This is a genomic window from Flavobacterium agri, from assembly GCF_013401995.1.
Lineage (GTDB): Bacteria > Bacteroidota > Bacteroidia > Flavobacteriales > Flavobacteriaceae > Flavobacterium > Flavobacterium agri.
On sequence record NZ_JACBJI010000001.1, the window covers coordinates 537,314 to 554,196 of the forward strand.

At 47.8% G+C, this 16,883-nt stretch carries 19 protein-coding genes; 1 reads left to right on the top strand and 18 read right to left on the bottom strand.

Annotated elements, in window-relative coordinates:
- Positions 1 to 7: 7 nt before the first annotated feature.
- A complete protein-coding gene (locus HZF10_RS02575; RefSeq protein ID WP_176004615.1) occupies positions 8 to 853 on the top strand; it encodes a DUF2911 domain-containing protein in 846 nt (281 codons plus the stop codon).
- A 108-nt stretch (positions 854 to 961) separates the two neighbouring features.
- On the opposite strand, the gene HZF10_RS02580 is transcribed toward HZF10_RS02575, so the two are convergent.
- From HZF10_RS02580 to HZF10_RS02665, 18 genes are all read right to left on the bottom strand, one after another.
- Positions 962 to 1,417 (bottom strand): hypothetical protein, encoded by a 456-nt coding sequence (locus tag HZF10_RS02580; RefSeq protein WP_176004616.1) that lies wholly within the window; start codon positions 1,415 to 1,417, stop codon positions 962 to 964.
- Positions 1,410 to 3,113 carry a sodium:solute symporter family protein gene (locus HZF10_RS02585; protein WP_176004617.1) on the bottom strand — a complete coding sequence of 568 codons (1,704 nt, stop codon included), beginning with the start codon at positions 3,111 to 3,113 and terminating at the stop codon, positions 1,410 to 1,412. The genes HZF10_RS02580 and HZF10_RS02585 overlap by 8 nt, the downstream gene beginning before the upstream one ends.
- 104 nt (positions 3,114 to 3,217) lie before the next feature.
- Positions 3,218 to 5,725, bottom strand: a complete 2,508-nt coding sequence (locus tag HZF10_RS02590) for a PIG-L family deacetylase (RefSeq protein WP_246282450.1) — start codon at positions 5,723 to 5,725, stop codon at positions 3,218 to 3,220.
- A gap of 84 nt (positions 5,726 to 5,809) precedes the next feature.
- Positions 5,810 to 6,262, bottom strand: coding sequence for a hypothetical protein (locus HZF10_RS02595; protein ID WP_176004619.1), 453 nt, complete (start codon positions 6,260 to 6,262; stop codon positions 5,810 to 5,812).
- Between the two features lie 116 nt (positions 6,263 to 6,378).
- Complete coding sequence (locus tag HZF10_RS02600; protein ID WP_176004620.1) at positions 6,379 to 6,756, bottom strand: hypothetical protein; 378 nt, start codon at positions 6,754 to 6,756, stop codon at positions 6,379 to 6,381.
- Between the two features lie 188 nt (positions 6,757 to 6,944).
- The gene (locus HZF10_RS02605) at positions 6,945 to 7,370 is read right to left on the bottom strand and encodes a hypothetical protein (protein ID WP_176004621.1); all 426 of its coding nucleotides are present in this window, start codon (positions 7,368 to 7,370) and stop codon (positions 6,945 to 6,947) included.
- 211 nt (positions 7,371 to 7,581) lie between these two features.
- Positions 7,582 to 7,776: a hypothetical protein gene (locus HZF10_RS02610; protein WP_176004622.1), complete on the bottom strand. Its 195-nt coding sequence runs from the start codon at positions 7,774 to 7,776 to the stop codon at positions 7,582 to 7,584.
- A gap of 90 nt (positions 7,777 to 7,866) precedes the next feature.
- Positions 7,867 to 9,699, bottom strand: a complete 1,833-nt coding sequence (locus HZF10_RS02615; RefSeq protein ID WP_217703332.1) for a BamA/TamA family outer membrane protein — start codon at positions 9,697 to 9,699, stop codon at positions 7,867 to 7,869.
- 130 nt (positions 9,700 to 9,829) lie between these two features.
- Positions 9,830 to 10,219 (bottom strand): hypothetical protein, encoded by a 390-nt coding sequence (locus HZF10_RS02620; protein ID WP_176004623.1) that lies wholly within the window; start codon positions 10,217 to 10,219, stop codon positions 9,830 to 9,832.
- Complete coding sequence (locus HZF10_RS02625; protein WP_176004624.1) at positions 10,206 to 10,568, bottom strand: hypothetical protein; 363 nt, start codon at positions 10,566 to 10,568, stop codon at positions 10,206 to 10,208. The genes HZF10_RS02620 and HZF10_RS02625 overlap by 14 nt, the downstream gene beginning before the upstream one ends.
- Before the next feature lie 22 nt (positions 10,569 to 10,590).
- On the bottom strand, positions 10,591 to 10,854 hold the full coding sequence (locus tag HZF10_RS02630; RefSeq protein WP_176004625.1) for a YtxH domain-containing protein: 264 nt from the start codon (positions 10,852 to 10,854) through the stop codon (positions 10,591 to 10,593).
- A gap of 311 nt (positions 10,855 to 11,165) precedes the next feature.
- On the bottom strand, positions 11,166 to 11,930 hold the full coding sequence (locus tag HZF10_RS02635) for an MlaD family protein (protein ID WP_176004626.1): 765 nt from the start codon (positions 11,928 to 11,930) through the stop codon (positions 11,166 to 11,168).
- Positions 11,927 to 12,712: an ABC transporter ATP-binding protein gene (locus tag HZF10_RS02640; protein ID WP_176004627.1), complete on the bottom strand. Its 786-nt coding sequence runs from the start codon at positions 12,710 to 12,712 to the stop codon at positions 11,927 to 11,929. Before HZF10_RS02640 ends, HZF10_RS02635 begins: the two co-directional genes overlap by 4 nt.
- The gene (locus HZF10_RS02645; RefSeq protein ID WP_176004896.1) at positions 12,709 to 13,473 is read right to left on the bottom strand and encodes an MlaE family ABC transporter permease; all 765 of its coding nucleotides are present in this window, start codon (positions 13,471 to 13,473) and stop codon (positions 12,709 to 12,711) included. The genes HZF10_RS02640 and HZF10_RS02645 overlap by 4 nt, the downstream gene beginning before the upstream one ends.
- Positions 13,474 to 13,535: 62 nt before the next feature.
- Positions 13,536 to 14,723 carry an AI-2E family transporter gene (locus tag HZF10_RS02650; RefSeq protein WP_176004628.1) on the bottom strand — a complete coding sequence of 396 codons (1,188 nt, stop codon included), beginning with the start codon at positions 14,721 to 14,723 and terminating at the stop codon, positions 13,536 to 13,538.
- 119 nt (positions 14,724 to 14,842) lie between these two features.
- A complete protein-coding gene (locus HZF10_RS02655; protein WP_176004629.1) occupies positions 14,843 to 15,382 on the bottom strand; it encodes a mechanosensitive ion channel domain-containing protein in 540 nt (179 codons plus the stop codon).
- Positions 15,382 to 15,969 (bottom strand): Maf-like protein, encoded by a 588-nt coding sequence (locus HZF10_RS02660; RefSeq protein WP_176004630.1) that lies wholly within the window; start codon positions 15,967 to 15,969, stop codon positions 15,382 to 15,384. Before HZF10_RS02660 ends, HZF10_RS02655 begins: the two co-directional genes overlap by 1 nt.
- Positions 15,962 to 16,882, bottom strand: a complete 921-nt coding sequence (locus HZF10_RS02665) for a geranylgeranylglycerol-phosphate geranylgeranyltransferase (protein WP_176004631.1) — start codon at positions 16,880 to 16,882, stop codon at positions 15,962 to 15,964. Before HZF10_RS02665 ends, HZF10_RS02660 begins: the two co-directional genes overlap by 8 nt.
- Between the last annotated feature and the right edge of the window lies 1 nt (position 16,883).

The following is a 16,883-nucleotide window of genomic DNA, read 5'->3' on the forward strand; positions in this document are numbered from 1 at the left end:
CATCAACATGAAAAAAATTATCATTGCCTTGGCGATCCTCATCGCAAATTACACGATCGAAGCCCAAGTGAAAGCACCGGCTGCGAGTCCGAAAGCGAGTTTTTCGCAAGTGGTCGGCCTAACTGACGTAGAAGTGGAATATTCGCGTCCGAGCCTTAAAGGCAGAACCGTTTACGGCGATCTTGTACCTTTTGGGAAAGTGTGGCGTACGGGAGCGAACAATTGTACGACAATCAGTTTCAGCGAAGACGTGACCATTGACGGCAAAACCTTGAAAAAAGGGAAGTACGCGCTTTACACAGTCCCAAGAGTTGACAATTGGGATGTGATTTTTTACGACGAGACGTCAAACTGGGGTACTCCCGAAAATTGGGACGAATCCAAAGTCGCGCTCAAGACTTCGGCAAAACCGTTCCAATTAAACCGCACGGTCGAGTCGTTCACGATCGACATCAACAACCTCGACAACAACTACGGCGTACTCGAGATAATGTGGGAAAAAACGTTGATTCCGGTGAAATTCGAAGTGCCGACCGCAAAAACCGCGATGGCGAGTATCGACAAAACCTTGAACGGACCTTCATCAACCGATTATTATTCGGCAGGCACTTATCTTTACCAATCGAACGGCGACATGAACAAAGCGCTTTCGTACGTGAACAAAGCGCTTGAATTGAGCAAGGAAAAACCGTTTTGGATGTTGCGTCAAAAATCGTTGATCCAAGCCAAACTCGGCGACAAGAAAGGCGCTATCGAAACGGCGAAAGTATCGTTGGCTTCTGCTCAAGCCGCTAAAAACCAAGATTATATCAAGTTAAACAACGATAGTATCGCGGAGTGGAGCAAAGGCTGATTTGCAGAAAGCAGTAGCAGTAGCTGAAAGGTGGTAGTATCAGTTACAGAAAAGTTGCTGCCATTGACATTGAAATAGAATCCGGGTTGGGAAACTGATCCGGATTTTTTATGGCTTTTCGCGATCGAGGTTGAGTTCGCGTTCGATCCATTTACGGGTGCCATACATTGGCCAGAAAACGAGAACGAAATTGAGTAAAGCGAGAATCGGGAAAAAGAAGAACAGTCCCGCGAGCAATTTCGTCACGATGTCGCCACTTTGAAAACTTGAGAGTAATGTGATAAACAATGCCGGAAGTACGAAGAACACGACCAATCCGGTGCGGTTTGGGCTAACGGTTATTTGGAGTTTTCCCGGAGCAAGAAGCCGTGCTGAAATTCGAGGCGGAATTTTCTCGAATTTTTTTGCGGTCTTTATTTTCCTGATGCGAAATCCGTCGGCTGTTTTTTTAGTTTTATAGACGCGCATCTTAATCAGGAAACCTTGCCTTTGGGCAGCTTTCCTGTCTAGCCATTCGTAAAGTTCTGACTTGGAAAGTGAAGTTCGGTAGGTATTTTTAAGCATCGATCTCCTGTGTTTGCTTTTTGCGGAATATCGTAGCCTCGAACAAGATCGACAGCAGTACCGCCATTACCGCTCCGATGAAATTAAGCCAAAGATAAGCCACGGTCTGTGAAATATAAACGACGATGACGGCAATCTGCGTGATACAGGCCGCGTAAAAAATGGCTTTCGCGCGCACATATTTGACGTAGAATCCGACGATGAAAATACCGAGAACCGTTCCGTAGAAAATCGATCCGACGATGTTCACGAGCTGTATCAGGTTTTCGGACAAAGCACTGAAACATGCGAACAAAATGATGATGAATCCCCAAACGACGGTGAAGAACTTCGTCGCGTTCAGGTAATGCTTTTCCGATCTGATGCCTTTTACGTTGCGTTTGTAAATATCGATCGCCGTCGTAGAAGCCAATGCACTCAATCCGGAAGCCGTGCTCGACATGGCCGCAGAAAGAATCATCGCGAGCAACAATCCGACAAGGCCATGAGGAAGGTAATTCAGGATGAAATGCAGGAAAACATAGTCCTTGTCGTTGGCTTCGGCCTTCGAGTCGGCTTTTTTGATAAGCTCGCGTCCTTGTTCGCGCAAATCGCTTTCACGTCCGGATAAGGCGACGAGTTGGCGACGTAAAATCGGGTTGTCGTAACCTTGGTTGAGATGGTCGATGTAAATCAGGTTGATTTCCTTTTTCTCGTTGTTGACTTCGGCCAATTTCTTCTCCAAACCGTGATATTCATCCGCGTAAGCCGATTTTTCGATCACGGCCTTGCTGTTCGGATTGAAGTTCAAAGGCACAGGATTGAACTGGAAAAAAACGAAAACCATCACGCCCGTAAACAAAATGAAGAACTGCATCGGGACTTTGAGGAAACCGTTCATAATGAGTCCCATCTGGCTTTCGCGTATCGATTTTCCAGAAAGATAACGTCCGACCTGCGATTGGTCCGTGCCGAAATAGGCGAGCGCGAGGAAAAATCCACCCGCGATGCCGCTCCAAAGCGTGTAACGTTCCTCGGGATCGAAACTCAGGTCCACGATGTGCATCTTGTCGTTCGCGCCCGCAATGTGCATGGCATTTGTGATCGACATATCGTTCGGCAGATAGTAAATAATCAGGAAAAAAGCGACGAACATACCGAACATGATCACGAACATCTGTTGTTTTTGTGTGACGTTTACGGCTTTCGTCCCACCCGAAAACGTGTAAATAATAACCAAAATTCCGATGATGATGTTGAGCAACGTCAAGTTCCATCCGAGCAAAGAGGATACGATGATCGCCGGCGCATAAATTGTGAATCCGGTTCCCAGTCCGCGCTGGATAAGGAAAATGATGGCCGCAAGCGAACGGGTTTTCACATCGAAACGCTGTTCGAGGTATTCGTAGGCCGTAAACACGCGCAATCGCTGGAAAATCGGAATGAACGTAAGGCTGATGACGACCATCGCGAGCGGCAATCCGAAGTAATTCTGCACGAATCCCATACCGTCGGCATAAGCTTGTCCCGGAGTCGAAAGGAACGTGATCGCGCTGGCCTGTGTCGCCATGACCGAAAGCCCGACGACGTACCAAGGCGTCTCGTTATTGCCGAGGATATAATCTTCGACGCTTTTGCTGCCGCGCGTCTTCCAAACCCCGTAACACACGATGAACAGCAGCGTAACCGACAGGATGATCCAATCTATCTGATGCATTTACGAGAAGATTTGCATTAGGAAATAGAAAATGACGATGTAGGCTACGTTGGCGAGTAACATCCATGTATAGTTTTTCTTCCAGTTCTTTACGTTCTTCTCTCTCATAGTTGTTTGGAGTTGCCTATAGAAATCATGTTGGCCATGAGTCGGAACGCTCCCGAAACGCCTTCGGGCAATTCACGGAAAAAGCTCAAACCCGTATAAATGTAATGTCCGTTGCCGTATTGTGCCACGAGGATCGCTCCGTTTTTGGCCGATTCGCCTTTGTCGTTCGAGGAAATCACGGGTGTGAAAGCCTTGTCCCATTCGCCCGGATAGTACAAACCGCGTTCCTGTGTCCATCCGGTAAAATCGGCCGAAGTTATTTTATTCGGCGAGGTCAGGATCGGATTTTTCGGATCGAGGAAACGCACTTCGGCATCTTCTTCTGTGACGCGGTCGCGCGATAATTTGAGCGGATACGGCGACATCTCTTTCGAAGTCAAATCGTCGAGCGTATTGTATTGCACGATCATCGTCTTTCCCGATTTTACGAAATCGAGTAGCGCGGCCTGTTTGAACTCAAGTTCCTTGACGACGTTGTACGCGCGGATTCCCGTCATCACGACATCGAAATCCTTGAGTCGTTCCAGATTGATTTCGGCCGGCGTCAGGATCACGACATCGTAACCCATCTGGCGCAGACTGTTCGGCACTTCGTCTCCGGCGCCCATGACGTACGCGATTTTTTCCTTGCCCGTCTTGATGTCGAGGCGGATGAATTTGGCTTCGGCGTCCTTGATGACCTGTTGTTTCGAAATATGCGGATATGAAATCGCCGTGCGTTCCTTGTCAAGCTTTTGGCCATTGACCGTCACTATGCTTTTTACGTGGATTTCACCGGCATTTTCAGAAGGCGTAATCTCGAACGTCGCTACCGTCGACTCGCCTTTCCTTGAAAGCGAGAATGGAGCGGAGGCGGGGCTCGCTTTCCAATCTTTAGGAAGTTCGAGCGCGAGATTGCCGTTTACGTCATTTTTACCCGAAGTGACTTTTACACTGATTTTCTTGGGTTTCCCGTCTCCGAAAATCGCGACTTTGTCAAGGATGGAAGTCGTTACGGCGGGTACGATGTCGAACGGTTCGTAGACTTCGCCTTTCACATCGTCGTTGTATTTGTAGATGATCGTACGGTCGAACGGAATCGTCGTATGGCCGAAACCGATGTTGAACGTCACTTTTGCCTGACGCGTGATATCGGGATTGCCGATGAGTTTCGGATCGTCGACCTTGTACATGCCGACGCTGCCTTTTTCGGAAAGCCAGTACGGTTCTGTGTATTTCATGTCGGACGGGAGTTCGAGTTGCAAATCGAAAGTCCTGTTTTCATTGTATTTAAGATCGGTCACCTGAAGTGTTGTCATCGATGAAGGAAAGGTCGTGATGCCGTTCAATTGCATCGGAACCTGGCTTCTGTTGATCGCTTCGATTTTTACTTTGACGGTCGATCCCGGAGTCGCTTCGGCATCCGAGGCAACCGCTTCGAGATACAAGCCGGCACAGGCCGCTATAACCGATTTTATTTCTTCGGATTTGAGGTTTTTCCAATACTCGTCCTCGAGGGTTTGGATGCGCTCGTAAGCACTTACCAAACCTGGAATGCTGTTGGCCGGATTTCTGAAATCGAATTCCTTCTCGACTTTCGCGAGGATTTCGCCAATCACTTTTCCGCCTTTTACGCGATTCCACGAGGTGTCGATCCCTTCGAACAAATCGGTTTTGTCGTTCGGTCGATCGCCTTTGAGGAATTCGAGATATTCGGAATCTTCACCGCGAACGCCTGTATTTCCGAACCCTTGCGATTTGTGGCTGCTTCGGCTCAAGGCCGCGATTTCCTGGTTCGATTTGCCCAACGACTCATAATAGACGCCGGTTGACAATTGGGCGAGGTTGGTCTTGTCGGCTTTGTCGAATTTCTCGTGGCTGCCGTAAAACCACCATGACGTGTTCATGTACAGGCGTTTTGGCTGCCAGGTCTGCGTCAGTTTAAGTTGGTTCGGATAGGATTTCGGGTTGTTGGACAGATCGAAAGCCTCGACGCTTAGCATGGCCGACGACGTATGATGGCCGTGTGTGCTTCCCGGAGTTCTATGGTCGAAACGGTTCACGATCACATCGGGACGGAATTTGCGGATTACGTATACGACATCGGACAGCACTTCGTCCTTGTTCCAGATCTTGAGCGTCTCATCGGGATTTTTGGAATAACCGAAATCGTTGGCACGCGAAAAGAACTGTTCGCCACCGTCTATTTTCCGTGCTTCTATCAATTCCTGTGTACGGATAACGCCAAGCAGTTCGCGCAGTTCAGGACCGATAAGGTTCTGTCCGCCATCGCCTCGCGTCAACGAAAGATAACCCGTACGCGCGTGCTTTTCGTTGGCGAACCAGGAAATCAACCGCGTGTTCTCATCATCGGGATGCGCCGCGATATATAAAACCGAACCCAAGAAATTGAGTTTTTGGATTTTTGCATAAATCTCGGCGGAATTCGGTTTCTGTGGCTGTGCAAACACCGATTGAAGTCCGAAAAAGCAAAACAGGAAAACGGAAAATAAACGTCTGGGCATTGAATGTAGTGTGGTTAAAGCAGTGGATTCCAAAAGTAGTAAATAACGACTAACAAAAAAAGACGCCATAGAGGCGCCTTTGTGTTAATATCTGCGGTAATCGTGATGTTTGTGGTGTTTTTTGTGATGGCCGCGTCCGTGTCCGTGGTGTTCTTTCACATAGACTGTGCGTACGGGAGCGTAATGTCTCGGCGCATATCTCACGCGGTGCGTCCTGTAAGAATGGTACGGAGCGTATCCGCGGTAATCGGTAAGGCAAACCGTACGTCCGTGATACAGGTCGTAATCGCGGTAAGCTACCGGCAAGTGACGCGCGCGAATCCATGCGCCTCCGCTCATATAGATGAATTGGGCGGCCGGTCTGTCGTAATATACCTGGATATCGGGTAAATAATAAAATCGTGCGTCGGGAACGGGAGCCGCGATCCAGCCAGGAGCCGGTACATTGATATTGACGCTGACCGAAACCTGGGCTTCGGCAGTAGTGGCGATTGTCGTAAGGAATAATCCGAGGGTTAAGAATTTGAGGGTTTTCATAACGTAACGTTTTAGGTTAATGTTACGATTGGCCTTTCAACGACCGTGCCAAACGATGGCAGCAATACAGTAATAATCCGATTAGCATTGACAATCAATTATTTATTTTTCATTGTTTATTCGACCGATGCCGTTGCGTTGCGTTGGCGCTTCAGTGAATTGTACGGATACTTTTTACGATGGGCTTCGAGGAACTGTGTAGGATCTTCATCGTCGTAATCGTTTATGGCGATGTGGGCTTTGTTGAAAAGTCCGTAGCCGCGATATCCGCTCGGGATTTCCTTTTCCTTTACCCAAATCCCTTTGTCCTTGAAAATGTAAATGCTGTTCAGGTTGTCGAAATACGCTTCGAGGTTCGGGTAATAGTAATATCGGATTTGACAGTTGGTTTCGGCATCAAACGGCAATCTTTTCACATCGTTTTGCTCTTGGCCGAATACGTTGGCACTCAATATGAGAAGTAGTGCGATCAGGAGGTTTTGAAATGGTTTCATGGTTTGGTTGTTTAGTGTTGTGTATTTCGTCGGTAAAAATATAAAAATAATCGATAAAATACACGAAACATCGATAAAATACACTTTCTAACTATGCAATGAAATATTAATCTTACATAAACTTAGTATAGGCATAAAAAAAGCAGAACCGTAAAGTCCTGCTTATCAGATAAATTATGTTTTTGGGTTTATTTCATCGCCACCATATCGGTCGGTTTTTCCTTATCGTTTTTAGGTTGCCTCCTGCTCGAATAATTGGCCGGATATTGCTTCATGTGCTCTTTTACCAATTCATAAGGAGAATCTCCGGCATAATCGGTAAGCGGCACTCTTTTGTTGTTCGCCACCGAATATCCGCGCAAAGCGTTCGGCAGTTTCGAGCTTTCGATCCAATCCTGTCCGTTGCGGCTGTATAAATAAGTGGAAGTCTGACGGTCGAAATAGGCCTGTAGGTTCGGATAGTAAAAATAACGTACGTTCAACGCGTTTCCCGAATCCATCATACTTTCGAGTTCAAGCGTCGTTTCTGCATTTGTGGTATATTGGTTTTGCGCTTTGGAAATGTTTGAGCCGAACAACATCAAAGCCAGTGCGAGGTAAGAGATAGTTTTCATTGCATTCCTTTTTCTTGATTTTCTACATTACAAAGTAACGACGCCCATGAATCAAATGTTTTACAGGTTTATGCGCCACATTTTATAGAGTTATCACGCTTTTTAATGTCGTTTATATTTTAATCTCCAGACTTTACAGATAAAGCATCACTAGTCAATGGCAAAAAAAAGAGGCCCGATAAAGCCTCTTGATTCTTTGGTGTTTTCGATTTTACGACGCGTCTTTGGTTTGTTTGATGAGACCGATTCCCGAAACGAAAAAGATCAATCCCAAAATCCCGTAAATGGCGAGCGCTTTGATGTCGCGAACTTTGCCGCCCGTGTTCATAAAGACATAAGCCGCATAGATAAGACCGACGATGCCCAAAATGGTCAATATCGCTCCGAAAATTCTTTTCAAGTTCATGGCTGAGTGTTTTGTGTATTGCCAGATAAAATTCCGAAATCCAGCCAAAAAACGCATTACAGCATTCTCACGACAGTTTACACGATTGACCTATTCGTAAAGCACGGTGCGCGGTTTGGCGAGCTCGAAGTCCATAAGGCCGAAATCGTCTGTGCTGAACGCGTTGGTCTTGAAGATGCCGCGGTCGCTGTCGGGCATGGTCGGATAGAACGAAAACGAAAGCTGGAACGTACTGAACACCAAATAATCGTTACTGATAAGCACGCCCACGCCAACCTGCGAGTACGCCTTGCTCTTCGTGAAGCCGTTCGGGCCGTCGCCGAGCATGCCGATGCTGTAACCTAAAAACGGATTGAGTCGGAACCCCATTAAATTCCATGGCGCGTACGATTGGGTCTGTGCCGTCACAAGCCATTTTTTCGTACCGTATAAAGTGCGGCTGTCGAATCCTTGGATGCCTTTCGGGCCTTTAAGCGTAAGCATGTCACCCCAAGACGGTTCGCGGTCGTTACCGATGACGAGACTTCCTTTTATGAACTGCCTGAATTTCCATTTGCCCGTTTCGTACAAAGGCGTGAAATAATTCGCCTGTAGCGAAGCCGCGCTTTGTTCGGAATCGCCGTCGCGTAAATACGTCCCGAATTCGAGATTGGCACTCAAATAACCCCAGTTGTAGTATTTTCCTTGTGTGAAGCGTGCTCCGAGATAGGTTTTTTCATTTCCTCGCTTGCGCTGCACGCCGCCTGTAATCCCGAACGCTTTTCCGACCGGGACGTCTTCGATGATGCCGTAGTTGAACAAATAATGATCCTGCACGAACTGACGCGAAGAAATCCCCAAGCCGGCCAAATAATTGCGTTCGGTCGCATAGAAATTGATCGTGTCGTGAGCCACGTCGGGCGATTCTACGAAATGCACCTTGTAATAGCGGGCTGTAGTAATCAAGCGCGTGGTTTTCTCGTCTTCGGATTCGCCTTTGAAAATCCGGATCGCATGGCCGGCCCATAAATCGGTAGCGTTCGACTTGAAATTCTGCCATTCGAATTCGTTGTTGGCGTTGGGTAACGTATCCTGCCTAAAGCGCTGGTCGAAATACATACCCGCGGCCCATCGCGCATAAGGAGAGAAGAACGGCCTTTCGATGTTCACGCTTTTCACGTAATTCTGCTTGAGGTCGATCTGATACGAAAAAATCGACTTGACATACGTGTTCAGGATGTTCGGGATCGTGTATTTCACGCTGTACGCATCATCGCCGTCGCGCAGGTCTTTCTGGTAATTCTGTTCCACCTGATGACCGAGTCCCAAAAAATTGCGTTCGGTAAGTTCGTATTCGGTTTTCGAAGTCGATGCCGAAAAATCGGGGATAAGCGACCAGGAATCAAGCTCGCGTATCTCGATATCGACCGAATCCTTGTATGGAGTGGCTTTAGGAGTGATCATGACGCGCCTTACATAGCGTTGGGCACGGATCAGACGTTCGGATTCTTTTACAAGCAGCGAATCCAAAGGCTTGTTGCGTTTGATCAGCAGCAAATTCAGGATCGTGAGCCGCTTGGTTTTGAGATGCAGACGGTTGCCGACTTTTGAAAGCGTTTTTTCGGGTTGTTTCGTGCTGTCGATTTCTGAAAATCCGAAAGGATCGAGCGTGACGATGTCGATCTTGCGTACGATTTTGCCTTGGTAATCCTTGAATCGCCGGGTTTGGGCACGTTTCCTGGCTTTGAGTTTTTTTGGTGTGAGCGGTTCGAAGACCAATCCGTGCACGAACGACGTCCATTTGCGCTTTTTGGAATACTTCTCGATCTTGCGGTACACGGCAGCCGAATCCTTTTTGGCTTCCTTTTCGGTATTTTGCCCGAATGCCGAAGTGCAACAGCACATCGCAAACAACAAAAGGCAATACGTTTTCAGGATTCGCATCTGCAAAAAGGGTTAATCGTACTTTCGGTTAAAAATGACAAATCCGAAGAAACAAATAAAATCACTATTCCCAAACGGAATCTTCGCAATCTTATTTGCCTTTTCGGAATATTTATCCGACCGGCTTGTCTTACTTGCCGATCTTGAGTTTCTTAAGTAAGTTCGACAAAAGCGGAGCTCCTTTGTGTTGGATCGCGTCGGTGCCTTTGTAGGCGAGGCTCGTCGCTCCGGTTTGGGCAAGCGTTCCTACTACTTTTCGTGCCATGCTTCCTGAATTCCCGATAATGAGTTTGCGCGTCAGGAATCCCGTGGCCAAACTCAACAATCCTTTTAACGCACCCGAACGCACATCGGAAGAAGTGAACAAATCTTTTACGCCATCCTTCACCAAACTTAGCGGATTCAGGTTTTGGCGCGTATGATCCCATTGTTCGCGTAACGCAATACTTTGATTGTCTTTTTGGCGTTCCAAGTTCAGGATGGCTTCCTGCAGGTCGTTGTCGTTCTTAATTCGGAGCATGGTCTTTTTCTTTAAAGATTTGGTTCACGATATAATTGTTGAAGAACACTTCGAGCACTTGCTTGCGCATGATTACGAGAATGATCGCGAGCAAGGCGTAGAATCCGGCCACGGCAAAGAAGCCCAAGTACATTTTGCCAAGGATTTCACCGAGCCAAAGCGAAGTTCCTATCGAAAGTATGATCAAAAGGAAGGTAATGATGATCAGGATCACGACTCCTGCGGCCACAGACGAGAACACATCGGTTACCTTGTCGATGGCCTTGAGGCGATACAGTTGGATGTTGGTCTTGGCGAATTGCTCGGCCCTATCCATCAAATCTTTGAGCATCATTACTTTCTCTTTCATTTTTGGTGCTTTTGGTTATGTTTTATACCGTCGTGCTCACGCTGTCGGGCATTTGCGCTCCTTCTTCGGCCAGTGCCTCACTTTTGCGTTTGATCCCGTCGAGTTTCGAGGTGATCGAATCGATCGCGCCGTTGTATTTATCCTTGAGGTCACCCAGGTAACCGTTGCCCTTGTCGGCGATTTTCTTGCGGGTGCTTGAGCCTTTATCCGGTGCGAACAAAACTCCGAGAGCGGCTCCGATCGCCAAACCTGCCACAGCTCCCAACACTACTTTTCCTGTACTCATGATGTTTGTTTTAAGAGTTATTATTAATTCGTTTATTACAAAGTTGGGTTTTCGCGATGGTGGAAGCGTTACAGGAAAAATGGGTTGTTTTGCAATATTTGAAGATTGGGGTTGAATTAGATTCGTGATGGTGAAATGTAAAATGTGAGATGTGATATGTAAAATGTGAAATGTGGTTTGTGAAAAGTAAAATGTTGTTTTCGAAATGAATCTGGATAAGGAAAGAGAAAGGCATTTTGATTGAGAATTTATTTTGACTTCAACATCCACCAATCACCAAAAACATATCACAACTCACCCCTCACAACCAATCATTTCTTCTTTTGCTTCTTCTCCGCCTCTTCCTTCGCCTTTTCCGCCGCTTCCTCACGCGCTTTCGCTTCTTTCTCGGCCTTTTCCTTCTTGGCTTTTTCTTGCTTCTTGAAATAACCTCTCAGCAGGAAGTTGTGTTTGGCGGCTTCCATGTTCTGGTCGAGTTTTTTGGTGCTCGTTCGAAGGTTCACGATCGTTTTGTCGATGTTTTCGGCCATGGTCGTGTCGCGTATCAACCGACCCAAAGTACCGCGTCCTTTGTTGATGTTTTCGAGCATTTCGCTGATTTGGCCGGTCGCGACCGCAGCATTGTCGGCCGTAATCGAAAGACTTTGTATGATGGCGTCGGTTTCGGTAGGTTCGGACGAGGCGATGACTTGCCCTTCCTGGATTTTCGGGGATGAAACAGATCCGCTCGACAATACCACGACACGGTCGCCGATGATGCCTTCCGATCCGATGCCGGCCTGGGAATCTTTCTTGATGAATTGCTGCACGTCTTTTTTGATGAGCATGTCCACGCGCACCGTCGTGTCGTTCACGATCTGGATGTTGTCGACCGTACCCACGTTGATGCCCGAAAACCGCACCGTGTTCCCGACCTGCAATCCGCTTACGTTTTCAAAATGTGTGTAGAGTTTGAACACCGGATCGAACAGGTTTTTTTGTTTTCCGATAAAGAAAATGGCCAGGAAAAACAATAGTATTCCCACCGATATGAACAATCCCAGACGGACTTTGAAATTTGTGCTTCTCTCGTTCATGATTTCTGTTTTTTCGTTTTAAGTTGGTTTGGGCTGTAGAAAAAGGAGGATACGAATTCGTCATCGTCGTCTACGAAATCTTCTAAAGTCCCGTCTTTATAGACTTTCCCGTCCTTGAGCATCACGATTCTGTCGGCGACGGTTTTGGCGCATTCGATGTCGTGCGTGATGATGATCGACGATGTCTTGAGTTTCTTTTGCAGTTCGAGTATCAATTGGCTGATTTCGTCCGACGTGATCGGATCGAGTCCCGTCGTCGGTTCGTCGTACAAAATGATTTCGGGATCGACGATGATCGTGCGCGCCAATCCGACGCGTTTTCGCATTCCGCCCGAAAGTTCAGACGGCATTTTGTCTATGGCATCGGGAAGGCTTACGTTTTCGAGCGCTTCGACGACTTTTCTCTCGATTTCCTCTTCGGATAATTCCTTTCGGATGCGCCTCAGCGGGAATTCCAGATTCTCACGAACGGTCATCGAATCGTACAACGCACCGCTCTGGAACAGGAAGCCGACGTCTTTTCGCGTATCGTCAAGCTCCGATTTTTTCATCGCCGTGATTTCCTTGCCGAACACTTTTACGCTTCCCGAATCGGGACGAAGCAATCCGACGATGCATTTTATCGTGACCGATTTTCCGGTTCCCGATTTTCCGAGCACGACTAGATTTTCCTGTTTGGCAAGCGTCAAATCAAGTCCTTTAAGGATTTCGTTTCCGCCGAAACCGATGTGTAGGTCGTTGATCTCGACCACGTTTCCTGTATGTTCTTCTTTGGCGTTCATCTCAAAAGGTCGGTTATCTGTACGGCCACGAGGTCGACCAGGATTACTAAAAACGAGGCGGTCACGACGGCCGAATTCGCGGCTATCCCGACGCTTTCGGTTCCGCGACCGGCGTTGAAACCTTTATAGCAGCCGACCAATCCGATCACCATCCCGAAAAAGAACGATTTGATCACGGCCGGAATGAAATCCATAAAATTCGTCGCGCCGAACGCCTGGTTGATGAACAGCACGAAACTCACCGAACCTTTGATGTTCGCGCCGGCCCAACTTCCTAAAATTCCGAGCGCATCGGCATAAATCGCCAAAATCGGGATCATCAAAGTCGAGGCGAGTACTCTTGGGACGATCAGGAATTTTATAGGATTCGTAGACGATACTTCCATCGCGTCGATCTGTTCGGTCACGCGCATCGAACCCAATTCGGCACCCATGCTCGAACCGATTTTTCCGGCGCAGATCAAGGCCGTGATCACGGGTCCCATTTCGCGTATCAACGAAACGGCGACCATTCCGGGCAGCATGGATTCGGCTCCGAAATCGACGAGAACCGGGCGCGATTGTATCGTGAGCACCAATCCGATGATCAGGCCCGTGACCGAAATCAGCGTGAACGATTTGTTGCCGATCTGGAAACACTGCTTGAGCAATTCGCGGAATTCGAAATCGCGCGAGAACGTGTTGCGGAAAACGCGCGTCAGGAAAAGCGACACATCGGCCACGTTCACGAGGAATTTCTTGAGGAACGCGCCTTGTTGCATGGTCGTGTCGTGCACTTTCACCGAGCGTTTGGCGGCATAACTGCGGAATGACTTGACGGCTTTCATTGGTTTTGGGTCGTGGTTTCTGTAAATAAAGGTTTCGCTTTTTTGGAATCGCCGCTTACTTCGAGCGTTGTTTCCATTGTGTCGTGGTCGTAACGCGGCAGTCGCAGCCTGTGCCACGAATAGGTTTTGGGAAGATCGTCGCCGAAAAGGTAGCCCCAAGGTTCAAGCGGTCGGATGCGGTCAAAGATTACCTTGAGGATCGCGATCATCGGAATAGCGAGGAACATGCCCGAAATCCCGCCGAGCGCGCCTCCAATGATGATTCCGACAATCGAAATAAATGCGTTTATCTCGACTTTGGAACTTACGATCAAAGGCACGAGCAAATTATTATCGATGAGTTGGACGACGATATTCACGACGACCACGCCGATCACGAGCGAAAAATCTGTATTGGTCGTAATCGAGGCGACGACGGCCAAAACGCCCGCTATCGTAATTCCGATGTACGGAATGAGATTCAGCAATCCGGTAAGCACGCCGAGCATAATGGCGTATTCGAGTCCGATGATCATGTATCCGGCGCCCGTCAATACCGAAACGAGAACCATTTCTATCATCAATCCGATGATGTAACTCTGGACGGAAACTTTGATTCTCACCAGAATGTCCTCAAGTACGTCGCGCTTATCGTTCGGGATCAACTTGGCGAGAAATCTTAGGAAATGCGTGCGATAGAGTAGGAACAGGAACGTGTAAATCGGAATCAAGATCAAGTTGAGCAACATGTCGCTGAAAGACGTGAGCGTACTTCCGACGATCGATTTTCCGGTTTCCATCGAATCCTTCGTCGCGTCGTCTATCATCTTGTTCTGCTCGCGTTTACTCAGGTTGAACGTATCGTGCACGTAATCCTGCAAGTTGGCCATGTGTACCGAACAGTTTTTCTTGATTTTGTCCCAATCGTTCACGATATCGGCTATTTGGTACGAAAGCAGAATGAAAATGCCCAATATCAGCAACACCATCACGGCAACCGAAGCCATCGAGGCGATCACATGCGGGAATTTCAGTTTCGTGCGGAAAAAGCGCGCCACCGGACGCAGCAAGATCGCGAACAGCAACGCCAGCAGCACAGGCATTATGATGTCCTGGGCCACATAGGTCAGCCCTAAAAGCAGCGATATACACAGAAGTGTGTAAGCGAGCTTGGCGTTAAATGGAAGTTTAGTAATGTTTGCCATGATTTTCGGGCGTTTTCGCAATGGTTCGAGCGAATACGCGATTCCAACATGGCTAAATTCAAAAAATTAACAAGTGAAGCCGTTATAATCTGACGTGTAAAGCTTACAGGATTTTCAGCCTAGTCGGTGAATTCCTGTGGCTCGTACCAATTCTTGACGATCGTGATGCCTTTCTGCAAAAGCAGGTTGTTCGGATACGTGATGTACTGCCCGTCCTGCGTTTTCAATAAAGTATGAAAGGTTCTGATGTCGTCGATTTCGGCCTCGATGGGAAAATCTTTGTCATGGATGCGGATGATGTCGCCAATCTTGAACGGGAAGCTGAACAGCAAAATGATACCCGAAGTGATGTTGCTCAAAATCGACCATTGGGCGAACAAAGCCACGCCGATCACCGCGAGTACGCCAGAAAGTGTCGTGATGATATAATCGGTATCGACGCCCCAGATCACGATGATCGCAATCATGGTTATCACGGTGAGCAACACGCTGATGTATTTGATGACAAGATTCGCACGATGCTCGAGAATTTCGCTGATGACCGCGTATTTCTTTACCGCTTTGGTGCTGAAATACCGCACGAGCATCACCACGACCAACAATATTATCGTGCTTATGATCGCTCCCGAGTATTGTATTATGAAGTTCGAATAATCCATCAGTCAATAAAGCTACTCAAATATCGGTACAATTTTTCGGTCGGAAGGCCTACGACGTTGGTATACGAGCCTTCGATGCGCGAAATCACCGTCAAACCCAGCCAATCCTGTATGCCGTATGCGCCCGCTTTGTCGAAAGGTTTGCAGGTTTCGAGATAGTAATGGATGGCTTCGTCCGTCATGGAGGCGAACGTCACTTTGGTCACATCGTGGAAAACAGTCGTCGCTTCGGTCGTTTTGAGGCAAATCGAAGTAAAGACCTCATGCGTGCTTGCTGCCATCGAACGCAACATTTTTACGGCGTCGTCAAAATCTTTGGGCTTGCCGAGCGCTTTCCCGTCGTGCCAAACGATGGTGTCGCTCGTGATCAGGATGTCGTTGGGTTCGAGTTCGCCGTCGAATGCGGTCGATTTGAGAACGGCCAAATAATCGGTTATTTCCTGCGCTTTGAGTTCTGGCGGATAGATTTCCTCGATTTCCTTGAGACGGATTTCGAAATCCAGATCCAAATCCTTCAAAAATTGCTGTCTTCTTGGCGAACCGGATGCCAGTATGATATTTTTGTGCCTGAGTTTTTCCTTAAGCATTGTACTTCATGTTTAGGGTGATGACCGCGATGGACAGGATTCCGAAGAAAATGATGATTTTGAGCAACAGGCTCATCTGCGCGAAATCCTTCTGCTTCTTGCCCGACCAAACCTTGATCGAAAAGAACGCCAGCGGGCTGATCAGGAAAATCAGCGCATAAAGCGTGGCGAACGTAAGTGCGAAAATGTATGCGTAAATGTACCACGCCAAAACCGAAAAGGCAACGACACCCAAAACTGAAGCTATTTTCGCAGTCCTTGTAACGCCTAGTGCGATCGGCAGCGTATTCATGCCTTGGTTGTAATCGCCGTTCACGTCTTCTAGATCTTTTACGATTTCGCGGATCAGGTTGATGATGACCGTGAAAATCGCATAATCCGACAAGATCCCGAAAACGGTCATGACCAAAGGCCTGTCATTGATTTCGAGTGTCGGCACAAGGTCGAAAATCCCGACGATAAGCACGCTGAATCCCGTCAATAAAGCTATCGCGATGTTTCCGGCAAGCAAGGTGCGCTTCAAAAAATTCGCATACGCGTACAAAACGACGCCAACCAGGATGAACGCGGTGGCAAAACCCCATCGGTCGATTTCATAAGCCACGTAATAACCGAGTGCGACGCCCGAAATCGTCAATCCGAAATACAGATTATAACCTGTGGATTCAGAGATTCCTTTTCCGATCACGACGTCATCGGGTTTGTTTTCCAGATCTGTGGCGACGTCTTGCAAATTGTTGATTACGTAACCGCCCGCCGCGACAAGAACCGTCGCCAGCACGAGAAGTACGGCGTTCAGGTCGGACAATGCCAACGCTATGTTTTGCTGCCTCAGGAATCCGAAATGGACGATGAGCTGCATCAGCGCAAGCATGAGAAGGTTTTGGTAACGGATGAGTCTGAGGTAGTTCACT